The 16,465-nt window shown below is 67.0% G+C and carries 17 protein-coding genes; 7 read left to right on the forward strand and 10 right to left on the reverse strand.

Annotation, left to right across the window (positions count from 1 at the left end; translation table 11 throughout):
- Window positions 1–181 precede the first annotated feature (181 nt).
- On the forward strand, window positions 182–1,489 hold the full coding sequence (locus AB0E63_RS42800) for an ISL3 family transposase (RefSeq protein ID WP_360379541.1): 1,308 nt from the start codon (window positions 182–184) through the stop codon (window positions 1,487–1,489).
- Between the two features lie 129 nt (window positions 1,490–1,618).
- On the opposite strand, the gene AB0E63_RS42805 is transcribed toward AB0E63_RS42800, so the two are convergent.
- Window positions 1,619–1,852, reverse strand: coding sequence for a hypothetical protein (locus AB0E63_RS42805; RefSeq protein WP_360379544.1), 234 nt, complete (start codon window positions 1,850–1,852; stop codon window positions 1,619–1,621).
- A 120-nt stretch (window positions 1,853–1,972) separates the two neighbouring features.
- On the opposite strand from AB0E63_RS42805, the gene AB0E63_RS42810 reads away from it, so the two are divergent.
- From AB0E63_RS42810 to AB0E63_RS42825, 4 genes are all read left to right on the forward strand, one after another.
- On the forward strand, window positions 1,973–3,448 hold the full coding sequence (locus tag AB0E63_RS42810) for a hypothetical protein (RefSeq protein ID WP_360379547.1): 1,476 nt from the start codon (window positions 1,973–1,975) through the stop codon (window positions 3,446–3,448).
- A 797-nt stretch (window positions 3,449–4,245) separates the two neighbouring features.
- Window positions 4,246–4,938, forward strand: a complete 693-nt coding sequence (locus AB0E63_RS42815; protein WP_360379550.1) for a tyrosine-type recombinase/integrase — start codon at window positions 4,246–4,248, stop codon at window positions 4,936–4,938.
- A gap of 364 nt (window positions 4,939–5,302) precedes the next feature.
- A complete protein-coding gene (locus tag AB0E63_RS42820) occupies window positions 5,303–6,115 on the forward strand; it encodes an aminoglycoside phosphotransferase family protein (protein WP_360379591.1) in 813 nt (270 codons plus the stop codon).
- A gap of 711 nt (window positions 6,116–6,826) precedes the next feature.
- Window positions 6,827–8,410 (forward strand): hypothetical protein, encoded by a 1,584-nt coding sequence (locus tag AB0E63_RS42825; RefSeq protein WP_360379553.1) that lies wholly within the window; start codon window positions 6,827–6,829, stop codon window positions 8,408–8,410.
- 31 nt (window positions 8,411–8,441) lie between these two features.
- Here AB0E63_RS42825 and AB0E63_RS42830 read toward each other — a convergent pair whose 3' ends face one another.
- Entirely contained in the window at window positions 8,442–8,732 is a 291-nt protein-coding gene (locus tag AB0E63_RS42830; RefSeq protein ID WP_360379555.1) for a site-specific integrase, read from the reverse strand.
- 518 nt (window positions 8,733–9,250) lie between these two features.
- Entirely contained in the window at window positions 9,251–10,300 is a 1,050-nt protein-coding gene (locus tag AB0E63_RS42835; protein WP_360379558.1) for an aldo/keto reductase, read from the reverse strand.
- 76 nt (window positions 10,301–10,376) lie between these two features.
- Between AB0E63_RS42835 and AB0E63_RS42840 the strand changes: the two genes are divergently transcribed.
- Window positions 10,377–10,919 carry a TetR/AcrR family transcriptional regulator gene (locus AB0E63_RS42840; RefSeq protein ID WP_360379560.1) on the forward strand — a complete coding sequence of 181 codons (543 nt, stop codon included), beginning with the start codon at window positions 10,377–10,379 and terminating at the stop codon, window positions 10,917–10,919.
- 256 nt (window positions 10,920–11,175) lie between these two features.
- Here AB0E63_RS42840 and AB0E63_RS42845 read toward each other — a convergent pair whose 3' ends face one another.
- The 3 genes from AB0E63_RS42845 to AB0E63_RS42855 all read right to left on the reverse strand — a co-directional run bounded on the left by AB0E63_RS42845 (window position 11,176) and on the right by AB0E63_RS42855 (window position 12,860).
- The gene (locus tag AB0E63_RS42845; protein WP_360379562.1) at window positions 11,176–11,325 is read right to left on the reverse strand and encodes a hypothetical protein; all 150 of its coding nucleotides are present in this window, start codon (window positions 11,323–11,325) and stop codon (window positions 11,176–11,178) included.
- 151 nt (window positions 11,326–11,476) lie between these two features.
- Window positions 11,477–12,286, reverse strand: a complete 810-nt coding sequence (locus AB0E63_RS42850) for a hypothetical protein (RefSeq protein ID WP_360379565.1) — start codon at window positions 12,284–12,286, stop codon at window positions 11,477–11,479.
- 187 nt (window positions 12,287–12,473) lie between these two features.
- Complete coding sequence (locus tag AB0E63_RS42855; protein WP_360379568.1) at window positions 12,474–12,860, reverse strand: hypothetical protein; 387 nt, start codon at window positions 12,858–12,860, stop codon at window positions 12,474–12,476.
- A gap of 389 nt (window positions 12,861–13,249) precedes the next feature.
- Here AB0E63_RS42855 and AB0E63_RS42860 point away from each other — a divergent pair, with 389 nt between their 5' ends.
- Window positions 13,250–13,954 (forward strand): hypothetical protein, encoded by a 705-nt coding sequence (locus AB0E63_RS42860; RefSeq protein WP_360379570.1) that lies wholly within the window; start codon window positions 13,250–13,252, stop codon window positions 13,952–13,954.
- Window positions 13,955–13,962: 8 nt separating this feature from the next.
- Here AB0E63_RS42860 and AB0E63_RS42865 read toward each other — a convergent pair whose 3' ends face one another.
- From AB0E63_RS42865 to AB0E63_RS42880, 4 genes are all read right to left on the reverse strand, one after another.
- The gene (locus tag AB0E63_RS42865) at window positions 13,963–14,361 is read right to left on the reverse strand and encodes a hypothetical protein (protein ID WP_360379573.1); all 399 of its coding nucleotides are present in this window, start codon (window positions 14,359–14,361) and stop codon (window positions 13,963–13,965) included.
- The gene (locus AB0E63_RS42870; protein WP_360379575.1) at window positions 14,327–15,277 is read right to left on the reverse strand and encodes a recombinase family protein; all 951 of its coding nucleotides are present in this window, start codon (window positions 15,275–15,277) and stop codon (window positions 14,327–14,329) included. Before AB0E63_RS42870 ends, AB0E63_RS42865 begins: the two co-directional genes overlap by 35 nt.
- A gap of 310 nt (window positions 15,278–15,587) precedes the next feature.
- A complete protein-coding gene (locus tag AB0E63_RS42875) occupies window positions 15,588–15,851 on the reverse strand; it encodes a hypothetical protein (RefSeq protein ID WP_360379578.1) in 264 nt (87 codons plus the stop codon).
- Window positions 15,848–16,255, reverse strand: coding sequence for a hypothetical protein (locus tag AB0E63_RS42880; protein WP_360379581.1), 408 nt, complete (start codon window positions 16,253–16,255; stop codon window positions 15,848–15,850). Before AB0E63_RS42880 ends, AB0E63_RS42875 begins: the two co-directional genes overlap by 4 nt.
- Window positions 16,256–16,465: the final 210 nt, after the last annotated feature.

Genomic DNA, 16,465 nt, shown 5'->3' on the forward strand with positions numbered 1-16,465 from the left:
CTCGAAGCCATGGGCTATCGCGTCACCCTCAACGAAGCCTCGTAGCGCTCACCACGACAGCCTCCCCGTGGATGAATCTTCGCGTCAGGGTGTAGCGCGGGTCGGCGCGTCGATCGCTGGGTAGGGGTCGAGGTCTCCCGAAGATGAAGGTTCCTACACCGCTCATCTGGAAGACCTCGACGTGTCTGACGCTACCTTTGCCTGCCCTGACCTGACCACTTTCGCTCGGCTGGACGAGCTCGGTCTTGAAGTTGTCGGGCAGCGGCTCGAACCGGATCGGGCGGTGCTGGCGTGCCGGGTCGCCGAGCCGGACCAGTGGTGCCGCCGTTGCGGCTGCGAGGGAGCGCCTCGCGACACCGTGGTCCGCCGGCTGGCGCACGAGCCGCTCGGGTGGCGGCCGACGACGTTGGTGGTGACGGTCCGCCGCTACCGGTGCAGCGGGTGCGGGCACGTGTGGCGCCAAGACGCCGGCCGCGCTGCCGAGCCGCGGGCGAAGCTGTCGCGCCGCGGGCTGCGATGGGCGCTGGAGGGGATCGTGTGTCAGCACCTGACCGTCGCCCGTGTCGCCGAAGGGCTCGGGGTGTCGTGGAACACCGCCAACGACGCGGTCCTTGCCGAGGGCAAGCGGGTCCTGATCGATGACCCGGACCGCTTCGACGGCGTCGCCGTGATCGGCGTCGACGAGCACGTGTGGAGGCACACCCGGCGCGGGGACAAGTACGTGACCGTGATCATCGACCTGACCGGGATCCGCGACGGCAGCGGCCCAGCCCGGCTGCTCGACATGGTTGAGGGCCGCTCCAAGCAGGTCTTCAAGACCTGGCTGACCGAACGCCCACAGGCTTGGCGAGACGGGGTCGAGGTCGTCGCGATGGACGGGTTCACCGGGTTCAAGACCGCCACCACCGAGGAACTGCCCGACGCCGTGACGGTGATGGACCCCTTCCACGTCGTGCGCCTGGCCGGCGACGCGCTCGATGAGTGCCGCCGGCGAGTCCAGCAAACCATCCACGGCCACCGGGGACGCAAACACGACCCGCTCTACTCCGCTCGGCGGACCCTGCACACCGGTGCCGGCCTGCTCACCGGCAAGCAGGCCCGGCGACTGGCCGATCTGTTCGCGACCGATGACCACGTCGAGGTCGCGGCCACCTGGGGCATCTACCAGCGCATGATCGCCGCCTACCGCGAACCCGACCGGACCAAGGGCCGGGAACTGATGCAGCAACTGATCACCTCGGTCAGCCACGCCGTTCCCGCCGCGCTCACCGAGATCACCACACTCGGGCGGACCCTGACCAAGCGCGCCGCCGACGTACTCGCCTACTTCGACCGCCCCGGCACATCCAACGGACCCACCGAAGCCATCAACGGCCGCCTCGAACACCTCCGCGGGTCCGCGCTGGGGTTCCGCAACCTCACCAACTACATCGCCAGATCCCTACTCGAAACCGGCGGCTTCAGACCACAACTACACCCTCGATTGTGAAGAGCCCGTAAAAGACACCCCTGTCTCTTCCGTGGGATATCAGCGAGCACGAGTCGTACGCGATGCTGGACGGGGGGCCGTTCGTTCCAGGGAGGGGCTATGGCGGCACGTGAGGCCGAGGGCTTGGCCTTAGAGCCGGTAGAGGAGGAACTCGTTCAGTACGTCCGTGCTGGCGAGGAACTGGATCTGACCCGCGGTCATGGATCGGTCGCCGAGGCCGCAATGAGGCAATGGGCTGAATCGCGGACGGTGCGCGCGTGGGTCATCCGGGACCTGCTGCGCGGCTGGCTGGTCGATCGTCCGGATCCGCGAGGTGTCCGGCTGCTCGGCGGCCGGATTGAGGGACTGTTGGATCTTAAGCACCTGACCAGTGACATCCCACTCAACCTCTCGGCCTGCTACCTACCTGACGGGATAGACGGCGACTTTGCCTCGTTGGCGGGGCTCAGATTGAGTTTGTGTGTTGTAGATGAGGGAATCAGCTTGCTCGGCGCACACATTGGCGGACAGCTGATCTTGGACAAGGGCACGGTGCTGCGGAACGCATCGGGGCCGGCCCTGTACGCCGATGATGTGCGCGTCGACCAAATGATGGTCCTGCGGGGCAAGTTCGCTGGAAGCGACGCGGACGGGGTGGTGCGACTGTCAGGTGGCCACATCGGCAGTCAACTGAACGCATCCGGCGCGACCCTGACTAATGAGGAGCGTGGCCCCGCCTTGTACGCGGACGGTCTGCGAGTCGACCAGGGCCTGTACCTACGTGGATTTGTCGCGAGCGGCGCCAGCGGCGACGCTGCGGTGCGGCTGGTCGGCGCCGACATCGGCGGACAACTGGACTTGTCCCGCGCCAAACTTACGAATGAGGCTTCTGGCCCCGCCCTGGCTGCCGACGGTCTGCGAGTCACCCGGGGCCTGTACCTACGCGGATTCACCGCAATCGGGTCCGGCGAGCTCGGTGCGGTGCGGCTGCCAGGCGCCCACATCGGCGGCCAACTGGACGCCACCGACGCGTGGTTGACCAACACATCTGGCGCCGCCTTGCACGCCGACAGCCTGCACGTCGACGAGAACCTGCTGCTGCGGGGCGCGTTCGTCGCAGTCGGGTCCGGCGAACTCGGTGCGGTGCGGCTGCCAGGCGCCCACATCGGCGGCCAACTCGATGCCGCTGGCGCGGTGCTGAGCAACACGTCTGGACCCGCCCTGATCGCCGACGCTCTGCAGGTCGGCCAGCACTTGTTCCTGAGACGTGGTTTCGCCGCAATCGGGGCCGGCGAGCTCGGTGCGGTGCGGCTGCCCAACGCCCATATCGGCGGCCAGCTGGCCGTGGACCCGTCCGCGATCAAGGACCCCGGGCTCAACCCGGACACGCTAATGGTCGACGGTCTCGAGTACGCGGGGCTACCCGCAAAAGTGACGGTGGACGAGTGGCTTGACGTCCTCAAGCATCAGACCACGAAGTACACGCCCCAGCCTTACCGGCAGCTGGCCGCCGCCACCCAGGCCGCCGGCTGGGACAGAGAGACTCGCAAGATCCTGATCGCCCAACGCCGAGACCAACTAGGCACTACGGCCATCACCGACCGCACAGAACGGGCCTGGGCAAAGCTCACCGGCGTCGTTCTCGGCTACGGCTACCAACCCTGGCGCGCGCTCCTATTCCTCCTCGGCGTAGTCGCAGTCGCGATCGCCCTTACTCTCGGCCTCGGCTCGCACGGTGGCCTCGCCCACCCGCGCGGCTCCGCCTCACCCGGCTCAGCCTGCACCACCGTCGAACAAATCGGCGTGGCCCTCGACCTCAGCCTGCCGCTGATCAAGACCGGCGCCCGCGACGCCTGCAACACCACCACAACCACCGCTGGCGACATCATCACGATCAGTGGCTGGACCCTCCAGCTGGCCGCCTGGGCCCTCGCCACCCTCTTCATCGCCGGCTTCACCAGTGCCGTCCGCAAGACCTGATCGTCGACCTACGCGATAACGACCGTTTATTGAACGGCCGCGACCTGGCGCGAGCGGCTGGCGGTTACCACCGACGGGCAACCGCGACGCGAGATCCACTCGATCCTGTTCGCGGTCCGCGGCTTCTACCGGGATCTGGCGGAGTGGTCACACGACGAACCGGTCCGCTGGGGTGCCTGGGTCGCTCCCTGCCCGGTCGCTCGCCGGGAGTCCAAGCTGGCCTCGAAGGCGAAACGCCAGCAGAAGGCCCGCACACAGGATCGCACCAGGGCCCTGACGCCGCTGCTGCCGACGCTGGTCGCGGAGGCGGCCCGGCGCAAGGACTGGGCCGGGCGGCTCCATGCCGCAGCCCTGGCCGCCGCCCCGGGAGAGGAGTTCACCGTCGACGGGACGACGTTTCGCCGGACGGCTCCGCGGGCCTGGCCGGCAGCGCGATGTCGCCAGCGAGTTGCGCGCCGAGGTCGTCTCGTCAGCACCTGGCGGTCCGGAGATCCGGCTGCAGTACGGCCTCGTCAACGTGACCCAGGCCGAGTCGGACGGGTTCTGGGCCTGGGCGGTCGTGGAGACGCTGCGCCACACAGGTGTCCGGATCGAGGAGCTGCTTGAGCTGACCCAGCTGTCGCTGCGCCACTACACCTCGCAGACCACCGGGACGCTGGTGCCGCTGCTGCACATCGTGCCCAGCAAGACCGACGCCGAGCGGCTGCTCCCCATGAGTCCTGAGTTGGTGACGGTGCTGCTCGCGGTGCAGCGCCGCGCCAAGGCCGGCGGAGCGCACGTGCCGCTGTCGGTCCGCTATGACCCACACGAACGGATCCACGGTGAACCTTCCCGCACTTGTTCGCCCGCCGGATCGGCACCCGCCAAGAAGTCATCTCCTACGCCGTGGTGCGGCGGCTGCTGGGCGAGCTCGCCGCCGACGCCGGCCTGGCCGATGCCGGCAGCCGATCCGGTTCACGCCGCACGACTTCCGGCGGCTGTTCACAACCGAGATGGTCTCCAGCGGCCTGCCGCTGCACATCGCCGCCACGTTGCTCGGCCACCTGAACCTCGACACGACCTGTGGCTACACCGCCATGTTCCCCGACGAGGTGATCACCGCGCACCAGTTCTTCATCGAACGCCGCCGCACCCTTCGGCCATTCGGGGAGATGCGACCCGCGTCCGGCGAGGAGTGGGACGAGTTCGAGCAGCACTTCCTGCTCCGCAAGGTCGCACTCGGCGACTGCCACCGCCCCTACGGAACACCGTGCGTGCACGAGCACGCCTGCAGCCGATGCCGGTTCCTGCGCGTCGACCCGGCCCAGCTGCCACGCATCGAGGAAATGACGGCCAATGCGACCGAACGGCTCACCGAGGCCCAGGAACGGGCCTGGCTCGGCGAGGTCGCCGCGCTGGAGGACTCCCTCAAGCACCTACGGCAGCGTCGCGTTGAAGCCGAGCAGCAGCTGAAAACGACCGCGCCAGCCTTACCGCACGCCGGTGGTTGAGGCAGTCGCTGAGCGAAGTTCTACGTTAGTCGGAGTGAGGTCGGTGCGGTGTCGCACGAACCGAAGCGGGTGACGGTAGTGGTCGACCGGCATCGCTGCGTTGGCGGCGAGCTCGACGACGACTCTGGGTCGGACCTTGATAGTCAGGGTCTTGCTGGCCGTCCCCAAGTATGTGCTGAGCCCGTCAGGCCACGGATGTGGGCACCGGCCCGTTTCAGCAAGGGAGCCAATATCTCTCTTGTCCCCTCCCCTGTCATATGCCAGTCTCTCCGAGTGCGGGAAGGGTAGAAATGCAGGCGGCGCGAGGCCGACCGAGCGGACTTTGAGCTGGGCTGTCGATTCCATCGGCGGCGACACCAGGATCATGTCGGTGCAAGCACTGCATGACAATCAAGGCCCGTGGCGGCTGATTGTTGAGGTGCGCGGTCGTAGGAAACACCTGGTGCTGCGTTCCCTTACCCCACGGATCGGCCCAGAGCTGATCGCCACCGGTGCGGCAGCGCTGGAGGTTGCAGAAACACACGGATTGCGTGCTCCACGGCTGATCGCCAAAGACCTTGACGGCCGTACAGCCGGTGCACCCGTAACGCTGGAGACCGTCGTCGCAGGCAGTACCGCATGGCCGCGGGCAGTGCCCGTCGCGCGGCTCCACGCCGCCGGTGCGGCACTCGCGCAAGTCCACGCGATCCCGCTGGAGCCGCGCCCTCACCTGCCGCTCAGACCGCGCCCCATCGCGGTCGATGACTTTGCCAGGGACCGGCGGCAGGGTCACATGGTGACGTCGCGGCTCCTGCGAACAGCGGACGAAAGGCTTCAGAGCATGGCGCAGCCGGAGGGCGAGACCGTGTTCGTCCACGGCGACGTGTGGCCGGGCAACATGGCATGGACGGACGACACCTGCTGCACCCTGATCGACTGGAAGACAGCTGGTGTCGGCGACCCAGGCGTCGATATCGGCGAACTACGCAAACAGATCGCCATCACCTACGGCCCCAACGCAACCGCAGGCGTCGTGGACGGATGGGAGCAAGCCTCCGGCAAGTCGGCGACGAACGTGGCCTACTGGGACGCCGTCGCCGCTCTCAATACCCCGACGGCGCTCTTCAGCACCGTGGCCACCGCGAGACGAGATGCGTTCCTCCGAGCTGCTCTCGACCGGCTCGGTGACGACGGCTGAGCGACGGACCACAGCCCGCACGTTCCAGGCGGCGAGAGAGAGGCTTCCAGAGACGCCAGGATTACGCCGCCACAGCCGGCCGTCGTCCTGGCTCGTACATCACACAACTTGACGAGTTCAGTGAAGAAATCCGTCAAACTTCGGTTCGTACCGGCTGCCGCCGGGCAGCGCGTTCGGGCCGGGGATCTCCTCGACCGCATGGGTCAGCTCGACGTCGACCGGCCCGACCAGATCCGGCGGCAGCCGGACCGCGTCGGGTCAGTCCGGCGTACCCGGGGCATCGTGTCGCCTCGCCGCTCGCGGATCGGCTGGCTGCCCGAACGGCGGCCACACCACCACGACGACCTGGTCGAGGACGTCGTCAGGGTCGCGCAGCGGGCAGAACCGGTGGTGGACAGGCAGGTCCCCGCCGTCGCACTTTCCACACCGCCCCGCCATCGACTTCTACAAGTCCCTAGGGGCCAAACCCCAAGACGAATGGACCATCAACCGCCTCACCAACGACGCCCTATCCGCTCTCGGCAGCTGACAGCGGTCCGCCACGGATGTCAAAAGTGGCAAACGAGCGGAAATGGGGAGCCAGAGCGGCGCCGGTCCGGCAAGATGGTCCGGCACGTCTTCTGGCGCGTGGGGGGTTGGGAAATGGTAGGGGAGTTACGGGCGACGGAGGTGGACGGGGTTCCCGTCTACTGGGTGCCTGGTGAGCGCCGCATGCGGGCAAGTCTGTGGTTCCGGGTCGGGATGGCGGACGCGTCGTTGCCTACGCACGGCTGGCTGCACCTGCTCGAGCACCTTGCCCTGCATGACCGGGATTCGATCCGTGCACCTGTCAACGGATCCGTCAGCATGCTGCACACCGCCCTCGACGTCGAAGGCGAGCCCGATGACGTCGCGGAGTTTCTGCAGCGGACTTGTCGCTGGTTGAGCACTCCGAACTTCACGGACCTCGAGCACGAGCGCCGGGTCCTTCGTGCTGAGAGCGCCACGCGGCACGCCGGGCCGATCGCCCTGCACCTGTTGTGGCGGTACGGCGCGCAAGGTCCTGGTCTGGCCGCTTACGACGAGTACGGGCTGTACACCGCCGATCCGGATCACCTGCAGTCGCTCGCCGCGCAGGCGTTCGCCCGCGGAAACGCCGTACTCGCGCTGACCGGCCCGCCGCCGGCTGGCTTGCGGCTCCCGCTTGCTGACGGCTCGCGGTGGCCAGTCAAGCCTGCGATGCCGTGCGATCAGCCCTTGCCGGCCGGATTCGCCGGGCCAACAGGCTCGGTCGCACTCTCGGGTGTGATGTCGCGGTCGTATGCTGGCCCGTCGCTGATGCGGGCCCTGCGGCGCGGGCTGGAACGCGGATTCCGGCACGGCGCCGGGGTTGGGTACAGCGGCTGGTCGTCGTACGAGCTGGTGGACGCGGAGAACGCGATGCTCACCGCGGGGATCGACATCCTGCCCGAGGCGCGGCCAACGGTTGTCGCGCAGAGCTTGGCGGTACTCCGTCGGCTGCGGGACCGAGGTCCCGAACCGGCCGACCTGCGCGACGACCTGGACCAGGAGATTCGCCGGATCAAGACGGAGCCAGCCGAGAACTGGATGCCATATCTGGCCGCCCGCGACGTCTTGTTCGGACGCCCTGTGCAGGACCGTGACCAGCTGGCCGCCGAGGCCGACGCCACTACGGTCCATGACGTCGCGCAGGCGGCGCGAGCGATGTGGAGCAGCCTGCTCCTTTCAGTCGATCCTGACGCCACCACCGATCCGCAGCTGACATGGCTCGCCGGTCCGCCGCGGACCACCTCCGTGACAACCGGGCAGCGCTTCAAGCCGGCGGGCTGGCCGGTTACCAAGGCGGAGCTGACTGTCGGCCGCAAGGCTGCCCAGATCGAAACCCCATCCGGTGAGACCTCGGCGTCGTACGACGAACTCGCGGCCGTCGTCGCCTATCCAGACGGCGGACGGCAACTCATCCGGCGGGACGGCTACCAGGTGCAGATCGAACCGGCGCACTGGAGGAACGGCCATCAGGCGGTGGCGGTGGTCGACGCGGCGGTCCCGCCGGACCTGTGTGTCACGATGCCGGCCCGCGAGCCCGACGAGATCCCGCGGAGCTCTGTGACGTGGCAGCGCAAGGCGGCGTACCTGCTCAAGAAGCCGGAGCTTTGGGTCGCGGTGATCCTAATCATCGTCGTCGTGCTGGGGGTAGTGAGCGGCATCTCGATGTCGGACATCGCGCCTCGCGGCGCGGTCGCGGTGATCGTCGTCGGCACCATCGTGGCGTTCCGCAATGCAGTCAAGAAGTGAGGTCCCCCGGACTCCCTTGAGGTGATGAGCTTCAGCTTCGTCTGTGTTTGACGGCGTACTTGGCCTGGTCGGCTTGGTGGAGCAGGGCGTCCAGGTCGGCGGAGGCGGGGGTGATGGGGACCGTGCCGACGCTGGTGGTGACCTTGACATCGATGTAGTCCTTGAGGTCGTGTGCGTAGGCCTTGACCGTGTTCGGCGAGCGCCGCTGATCGGTCAGGTGAGACAAGAACCGTTCGACCGGCGCCACCTGCCGCCAGTCATCGCCCAGCACCGTCCACGACTCTTCACCAGCCTCGAGAGGAGCCACCCGCTGTACCCGCATCGGCTCTCCCGCCGTGTCGTAGACACCGCGAACCTAGAGCGTCCACAACAGGAATCCGGGACGCTCACCGGCCCGTCGCAGACGTCTTATACACGACCCCTGGCACCTCAGATAACCCCGTCCACGACGACACCGTCCGGCAACTGTCGCACGGCGGCGGTGGCGATGTCGGGGAAGCGGTCGGTGATGTCATGGCGGTTGCGCGTCCACAGATGCGCCCCGTCACCGCGCCGGACGATCGCTACGCGGCTAGTTGACTGAACGCTTCTGGGTGCCAGTTGGTGCTACAGCGGATGCCGGCAGAGGGTCTGGCGTGCCAATCGTTGAGCCGGGTTGTGTGGTCGAGTTTGAGTGGGGTCTGCGATGGAGGGTGCTGTCCCCCGATCTGGAGCATGAGGCGGCGTCGGCGGCGTTCGATGAAGCACTGGTGCGCGGCGATCACCTGTCCTCGGCGAGTGCCACTGCCCCTACGAACACCGTGCGGGCGCGAGCAGCCGCGCCGGAGCGGACGACGTGGTTCACGACAGTGCCATTCCGGGGACGCGCTTGCGGATGACCTCCATCTCGGCTTCGTCGGAGATGCCCTGCCAGTCGTACCGCGGCGTGTAGGGAGCCTCCAGCGCGCGTACGTCGTCGTCGGTGAGTTGGACGTCCAGCGACGTCACAGCCTCATCGATCTGCTGGATCGAGCCGGCCCCGACCAACGGTGCTGTAACCACAGACTGACGGCGCAACCAAGCGAGTGCGATCTGCGCGCGACTGACGTGGTGGCCTTGCGCGACCTGTCCGACCGCGTCGATGATCGCCCGGTTGGAGGCCTCCTGCTCAGGCGAGTAGAGCGTGTCCGCGTAAGCGCCGTCGGTCTCGGATCGCACCGTCGATTTCGCGTCGTCCCACCCGCGGGCCAGGCGACCGCGGGCCAGCGGCGACCAGATGATCGTGCCGACGCCCTCGTCCAAGCACAGCGGGATCATCTCCCGCTCCTCCTCACGAGCGAGCAGGTTGTAGTGGTCCTGCATCGACACGAACCGCGCCCAGCCGTTCTGCTTCTGCAGATGTAGCGCCTTCGCGAACTCCCAGGCGTGCATCGACGACGCGCCGAGGTAGCGCACCTTGCCGACCTTCACGAGATCACTGAGCGCCTCGAGAGTCTCCTCCCAGGGGGTCGAGTGGTCGTTGCGATGGATCTGGTAGAGGTCGATGTAGTCCGTCCCGAGCCGGCGCAGGGAGTGGTCAACCTCGGTCATGATCGCCTTGCGCGACAGACCGCGACCATTGGGAGCCAGGCGCATCGGGTGCCGAAGCTTGGTCGCGATCACCATATTGTCACGGTCGGCGAAGTCGTTTAGCGCGCGGCCGAGGATCTCCTCGCTCGACCCGTTCGAGTACATGTTCGCGGTATCGAAGAAGTTGATCCCCGCCTCCAGCGCGTGCCGGATCAGCGGGCGCGCCTCATCCTCGCCCTTCGACCACACAGGATGCCCACGGTCGGGCTCGCCGTAGGTCATCGCCCCGATCGCGATTGGCGATACGTCCAGGCCGGTGGTGCCGAGCTTGATGTACTGCATGGTGCTCCTCTAAGCTATGTGGAGAGTTCTCCAGATACCGTAGCGGAGAGCTCTCCGCTTAGCAAGGTCAGGAGTCATGGTTCGTTCAGACGCCCGTGAGAACCGGGTCCGCATCGTCGCGGCCGCCCGCGAGGCCTTCGCGGAGGACGGCCTCACCTCGATGAACCAGGTCGCTCAGCGCGCGGGCGTCGGCGCAGGCACGCTGTACCGAAACTTCCCCACCCGGGAGGCACTGGTTCTCGCCGTCTACCACGACGAGGTCGAACGGATCATCGGCACCGTGCCGGGGCTGCTGGCCGAGATGCCACCTCTCGAGGCGCTCCGCGACTGGACGACCGGCCTCGTCGAAGCGATGCGCAGAAAACACGGCCTCGGCGATGCGCTCAGCCCCACCACGCACCAGGCGATCACCGAGCAGACCTACGGGCCAGTCGTCGCCGCAATCACGGAACTACTCGACGCAGGCAAGAAGGACGGCAGCATCCGCGGGGACGCCGACCCCGGCGACTTCCTCCAGCTCACCGGCGCACTCTGGCGCGCTGCATCCGGCCCCGAAGACCGAGCCCCCCACATGCTCGCCCTCATCCTCGACGGGCTCCGTACACATCCGCGGCGGTAAGTCAGCCTGCTGACGTTGCCGACGCACTCACTGGCCGCGGCAGCGACGGTCGAACCGACTGTCCGCCGGCATCGTCCACGACAGCCCTCGTCGGACCGCCACCGGGTTGGCAAGTTCAGTGAAGAAATCCGTCAAACTTCGGTTCGTACCGGCTGCCGCCGGGCAGCGCGTTCGGGCCGGGGATCTCCTCGACCGCACGGGTCAGCTCGACGTCGACCGGCCCGACCAGATCCGGCGGCAGCCGGACCGCGTCGGGTCAGTCCGGCGTACCCGGGGCATCGTCTCGCCTCGCCGCTCGCCAATCGGCCGGCTGACCGAACGGCGGCCACACCACCACGACGACCTGGTCGACGACGTCGTCAGGGTCGAGCAGCGGGCAGAACCGGTGGACTGGCAACGAGCGCATATTCGAAGTGTGCGCTATTCGCCGGCTACGCCTTGAGCGAAGGCTGCGGGGCCAGTCCTCACCGACATCACCGACCGCTGACCCACCCGATCGTCACCCGAGCCCAGCCGGGAGCTCCTACCCTGCTGCCTGTCGGTTGGGCTGCTGGATTTCAGGCGGGGGTGATTGTCGGGCTGAGGAGGAGTAGGCCTTTGGGGAGGGTGTCGGCCCAGGCAGCCAATTCGGGGGTGACTCGGACGGGTTCGGCGGTGGCGAAGGGTTGGCCTTGGGGGTCGGAGTTGCCGGTGCCGAAGACCTCCAAGCGCCACTCCTGGAAATGGGCATGGAGGACGTCGCGGACCTCGTCCAGTTGGGCGCGGGTGAAGCGGCTTCGGACTACGCAGAGCTGATTCGGGAGGCTCGCGGACAGCCTGCGGGTGACCGCTTCGACGTCGGTGGCGGCTACGACGAGGACTTCCTGGTCTTCCGAGGGACGGAAGATCGCCCGATGGACCATCGCCCCGGACGATTCCAGGTCGCGGATGTCCAGGTCCAGATCCGAGACCGCGCTGTGTGGCCAGCCCTCGTACCAGACCACATTCTGTGGCCAGCCCCCGGAAGGTGGCGGGCATGGTGGGTGGGTCCTGTCCGCACGTGGCCGTGGAGGAGGGCCTTCCGGAGTCTGTGTCTCGACCTCGATGCTCTCGTCACCGAGCCGTACCTGCTCACCGGGGACGGGGGCATGCCACCTCCCGACCACCGTGATGTGGCCCGGGACCTGATTCGGGCCGAACTCGGAGGGGACGGCCGCTGCGTCGGCACCGATCAGGCGGATCGACAGATCCGACTTCCAGCCGGACGGTTTGATCGTCAGATCGTGGACGCGTTGCAGGTCGAGCCAGTCGCCGTCCGGGCCGGAGACGAAACGGCCGGAGGTGCGGACTCTGTCGCCCGGCTGGAAAACCAAGTCTCTGGCCGCCATGCATCCATGATGACCAGAAATCACTGAGAAGTTGATCATGTGCCCGAGTCACGCCTCGGATGCCGGTCGCACCTGCCGAAGTGCGCCGTTGACACGGGGGGTGGATCAATGAGTCTGGGTTCGTATGTAGCGTCCGATCGTCATGAGGATGACGCGCGGCAGCCTGGCGAGCTTCGGCAGCTAAAACTCAAGTGCGGGTGACCTTGTACGCCTCGAATACCCGCTCTTTACCCGTGCACGAGATGACGCCGATATCGGTTGTGTTTTCGAAGCCTCCAGTGACGGCTATCTCGTCGCCTGGCCGACCAGCCAGCTGTCCAGTTGCATCAATTAGGGCGGGTGAGCCGTCACGGAGTGCGACAGTCCAGCCTGGAGGCCAGGCCACGTCGATGTCGACGAGGCTGTCGGTGCCGGCACGAGTTCCCATGGGGGTGCGGACTACCAGGCAGTTTGTTGAAGTGTCGATCTCGAGGGTTCCGGCCAACCGGGCCTGTAACGCCACGGTAGGGGCTTTATGTTGGACAGTCAGACCGGGCATCTCAGCATCGTGGCTCTGCTTCGCGTCGCGATCCATCAGACCATCTCCAGACTGTTGCATTAGATGCATCGATGTTGCTGTGGATTTCGTCTGCCCAGGTCAGAAGCCAGCGACGGTCAAACCCGCACTCTCGTTGCACCTCCCTGACCAGCGCAGTTAGCCGATCCGGACCAGCGAGCAATGTTGCATCAAATGCAATTCATCCCGTTCCTGCGGGATATCCGCTGCCCCTTCGCACTTCGCGCAGTGCCACTCGGCCACGACGCCAGGATGCGCCCGACTCGACCCACCGCGCATCGTCGAGGCGGAGTCGTCACGGATCCGTGCGGCACGCTGCAGCGGGACCGCAACGCCGCGGTCACGCCGGGCGCAGGACCGAGGGGGCCGGCGGCTATCGGCGTTGCCGCCGCCTGGTGCGCGATCGCATGGTGGTTGATGTGGATGTCGCCGCGGCCGCGCTCGAGCTCTACGGGTTGCCACCCGAAGACTTCACTGCTGCCCGCAACCAGGTCGCCCAACAAGCCAAAGACGCAGGCGACGCCGGCAGCAGCGCCACGCTGAAAGCGCTGCGCAAGCCGACGCTCGCGGCCTGGCTGGCTAACCTTCTCGTCCGGTCCGACCCCGGCGGTATCGCCGAGCTCACCGAGTTCGGCGAAGAGCTGCGCCAGGCGCACGTGTCCCGCGACGGCCGCAGACTCCGCGAGCTCACGCTGCGGCGGCACGGACTCGTCCAGAAGCTCGTAACAACCGCACGGGCGCAAGCCCGCGTGCAGGGCCACGCCGTCAGCGCATCGACCGAGCAGCGGCTGACCGAGACACTCGACGCCGCGGTCATCGACCCCGGCGCCGCGCAACTGCTCCGGGTCGGGCAACTCGCCAGCGCCCTGCGGCATGTCGGGTTCGGCGTCGTCGACGAGACCGGCGACCCCGCCCAGCTCGCCCCGATGAAACCCCGCGTCGTCCTCACCTCCCCGCCGAAACCGCCGCGCAAGGCCACCGCCCGGCGTACGCCGCAGTCGGCGGCGTCCGCGGCACGCAAGCGCTGCACCGAGCTCCGAACCCGCGCCGAGCAGACCGAACGCGAGTACGCCGAAGCCGAGACCGAACGGGCCCAGTCGGGGTGCCGGTAAGGAACGTGTCACCAGCGGCAAACGAGGTGGGTGTCAGCTCGGTGAGTCGGGTGGAATAACGGATCCGAGTTCGATCGCGAGGCCCTGGATGATCTCGGAGTGGTCCTGGCCGGTAGCTCTGGCCACCACACGATGAGCTGAAGCTCGATCACCTGGTTGAGCCATGCCTGTCGGCTCCTGATCGTGTTCATCGCGGCGAGGCCTTCGGCGAGTGCCTGCTGGTCGTGCTCGCTCAGCGGGCCGCGCAGATTGATGCTGATCTTGCCGGGCTGGTTGACGGCCGCGATCATCGCGACCTTCTCCTCCGGCTCTGGCCAGGGCTCACCGAAGATCGTCATTGCCCGGATCCAGTCGTCGAACAACTGACGCCACTCATGACCATCGTCGGCCTTGCTCGCTCGGGTCATTGCGAGCCTGCACGGTCGGCTGGTAGACCCCGTCCGGGACGGTGGGCTCGGGCGCTGCTGTCTGTTCGCCGTACTCGCGCAGCATCCGCAGCACGGTCGCGGGCGAGGGGTGCTGCCCCTTCTTCTTGCCTGTGGTGATGACGAGGCGCTTGGCGACATCGCGCAGGCTCACTCCCTGCTCACGCAGGTGCGGGGCCATGGACAGCATGTCCTGGTCGGTGACGCTGGCGCCGCCGATGGTCTTGCCGCGCTTGCGGGCCGACTCGTGGCCTTCCAGGGTGCGGTCTCTGATGTACTCGCGTTCCATACCGGATAGGGCGGCCAGCACGGTGAATACCACTCCCGACGGGTCGTGCGAGCCCTGGAGCTCGCCGGCGAGGAACTCCAGGCCGATGTCGTTGGCCTTCAGTTCCTCGGCCAGAGCGGCCAGTTCGATGCCGCGGCCGAGCCGCTTGTGTTCGTGAACAACGAGGGTGACCCGTACGGCGGAGCTGCGGATCTCGCGGGCCAGCTTGACCGCGGCCTCCAGCTCCGGCCTGCGGGTGGCCCGGGTAGAGATCTTTTCGGAGAAGACACGAATGACGCCGGCACCGGAGAGGGCGTCGAGTTGGGAGTCCAGGGATTGGCGCGTGGTCGAGGCGCGGGCGTACCCGATCCGAACATGCCCGACCGGCTCGCCACCGAGCTCGACCGGCCGCGGGAGCTCGCTCCATACAGAGCCCGGCCAGCGTACGGCCGGTGTCGGCACGTTCAGCACCTTGGCCAGCCGCGGCACGAGCCGAAAGCGGGCAGTGTGGTACTGGACCGCGACCTTCCCGTTCGTCGTACGGCAGGGCGAACCGGCCGGTACTGCACAGGTGGACATCGGGCACGCCTGCGCTTCCACGCGCTGGTAGTCCTGGTCATCGCTGCTCACAAGGCCAGAGCGTTTCAAGAGTGCGTTTCACCCGTCCAGCCATATGCAACGACTCGTGAAACGCAGGACGCGGGTGCACCAGCGGCGGCCGCCGAGGTGTTTCATGAGCGACCACCTATGAAACAGCGAACCCGCGCCAGGGAGACCGCGAACCTGCACACCTCGGCTGACACTCGGGGCGCGGGGTTCCATCAGCCGCTACTTGTCACTCGGGCCAGCTTCGGGAGTTCTGGGCCACCTCGGCGCGTCCCGATCCCCTGCGAAGAAGCAGAACAACGGTCACAAGCACCTCTTGACCGGCCCCGCTCCTTCATGGATGACCTGCTGAAACACGACTATGCCGGGTCCTGCCGTGCGACCGAGAGTCGAAGGAGCCGCAAGCGGTGGGGTGGTCGTACACAGGTGGTGCACGTTCGGTATCGCTCATGTCCAGGTGCGCGCTGGTGTGGTGGCCGTCGTAGGCGTACGCCTGCACCGTGGCCGGGGCCGACATCGTCTGTGCCGCCGCGATGGCCGGTCCGATCGTCAGCAGTGCAACGAGGAAGACGGTGAGCTGGACCAGCAGCCGCTTCAACTCCCAATCACCTCACCGGGATCGATCCCGAGCGCAACCAAGTCGCGCGCGATCCGCGAAATGAAGTCACGGCAGCACTGCTCGACCTCAGGCCAGTCGGCAGGGGCACTTGAAGAACCGGCTGCGAAGACCGAGCCGAACTTCCAACCCGACGGTGTGCGTAGAACCGTGACGGATCCAACTTCCTCAAACGACATCGAGTTGAACTCAAAGCCGTCACGGTCAGGGTCGTTTAGCCAACTCAGCAGGCTTCGAGCTAGTTCGACGACAGGGAACGACGGCTCCTCGTACACCAACGATTCTCCGTCTTGAATCCGGAAGTTCGCGTCGATGGAAACCAGGTAATCAGCATGAGTGGTGCCGCGAAGTTCTTCAGTGTGCAGGTAGTCGTAGGTCAGATTCATGGCTGTCACCTCACGTTGACGGGGAAGGCGTTGATGACGCGGCCGTCCCCGGTCACGATCACGCGGATGAACTCTTGACCACGGGTGCCGACGACCCCGCCGCCCGGCACGACAGCACGGAACGTGTCTCCAGTTGATTCGGCAAGAACTGCATCCCGTCGGACTGGAGGCCGCGCGAGATCCATCCTTCGAGGCAGCCGACGCGGATAC

Source organism: Kribbella sp. NPDC026596, from assembly GCF_040638415.1.
Taxonomy (GTDB): domain Bacteria; phylum Actinomycetota; class Actinomycetes; order Propionibacteriales; family Kribbellaceae; genus Kribbella.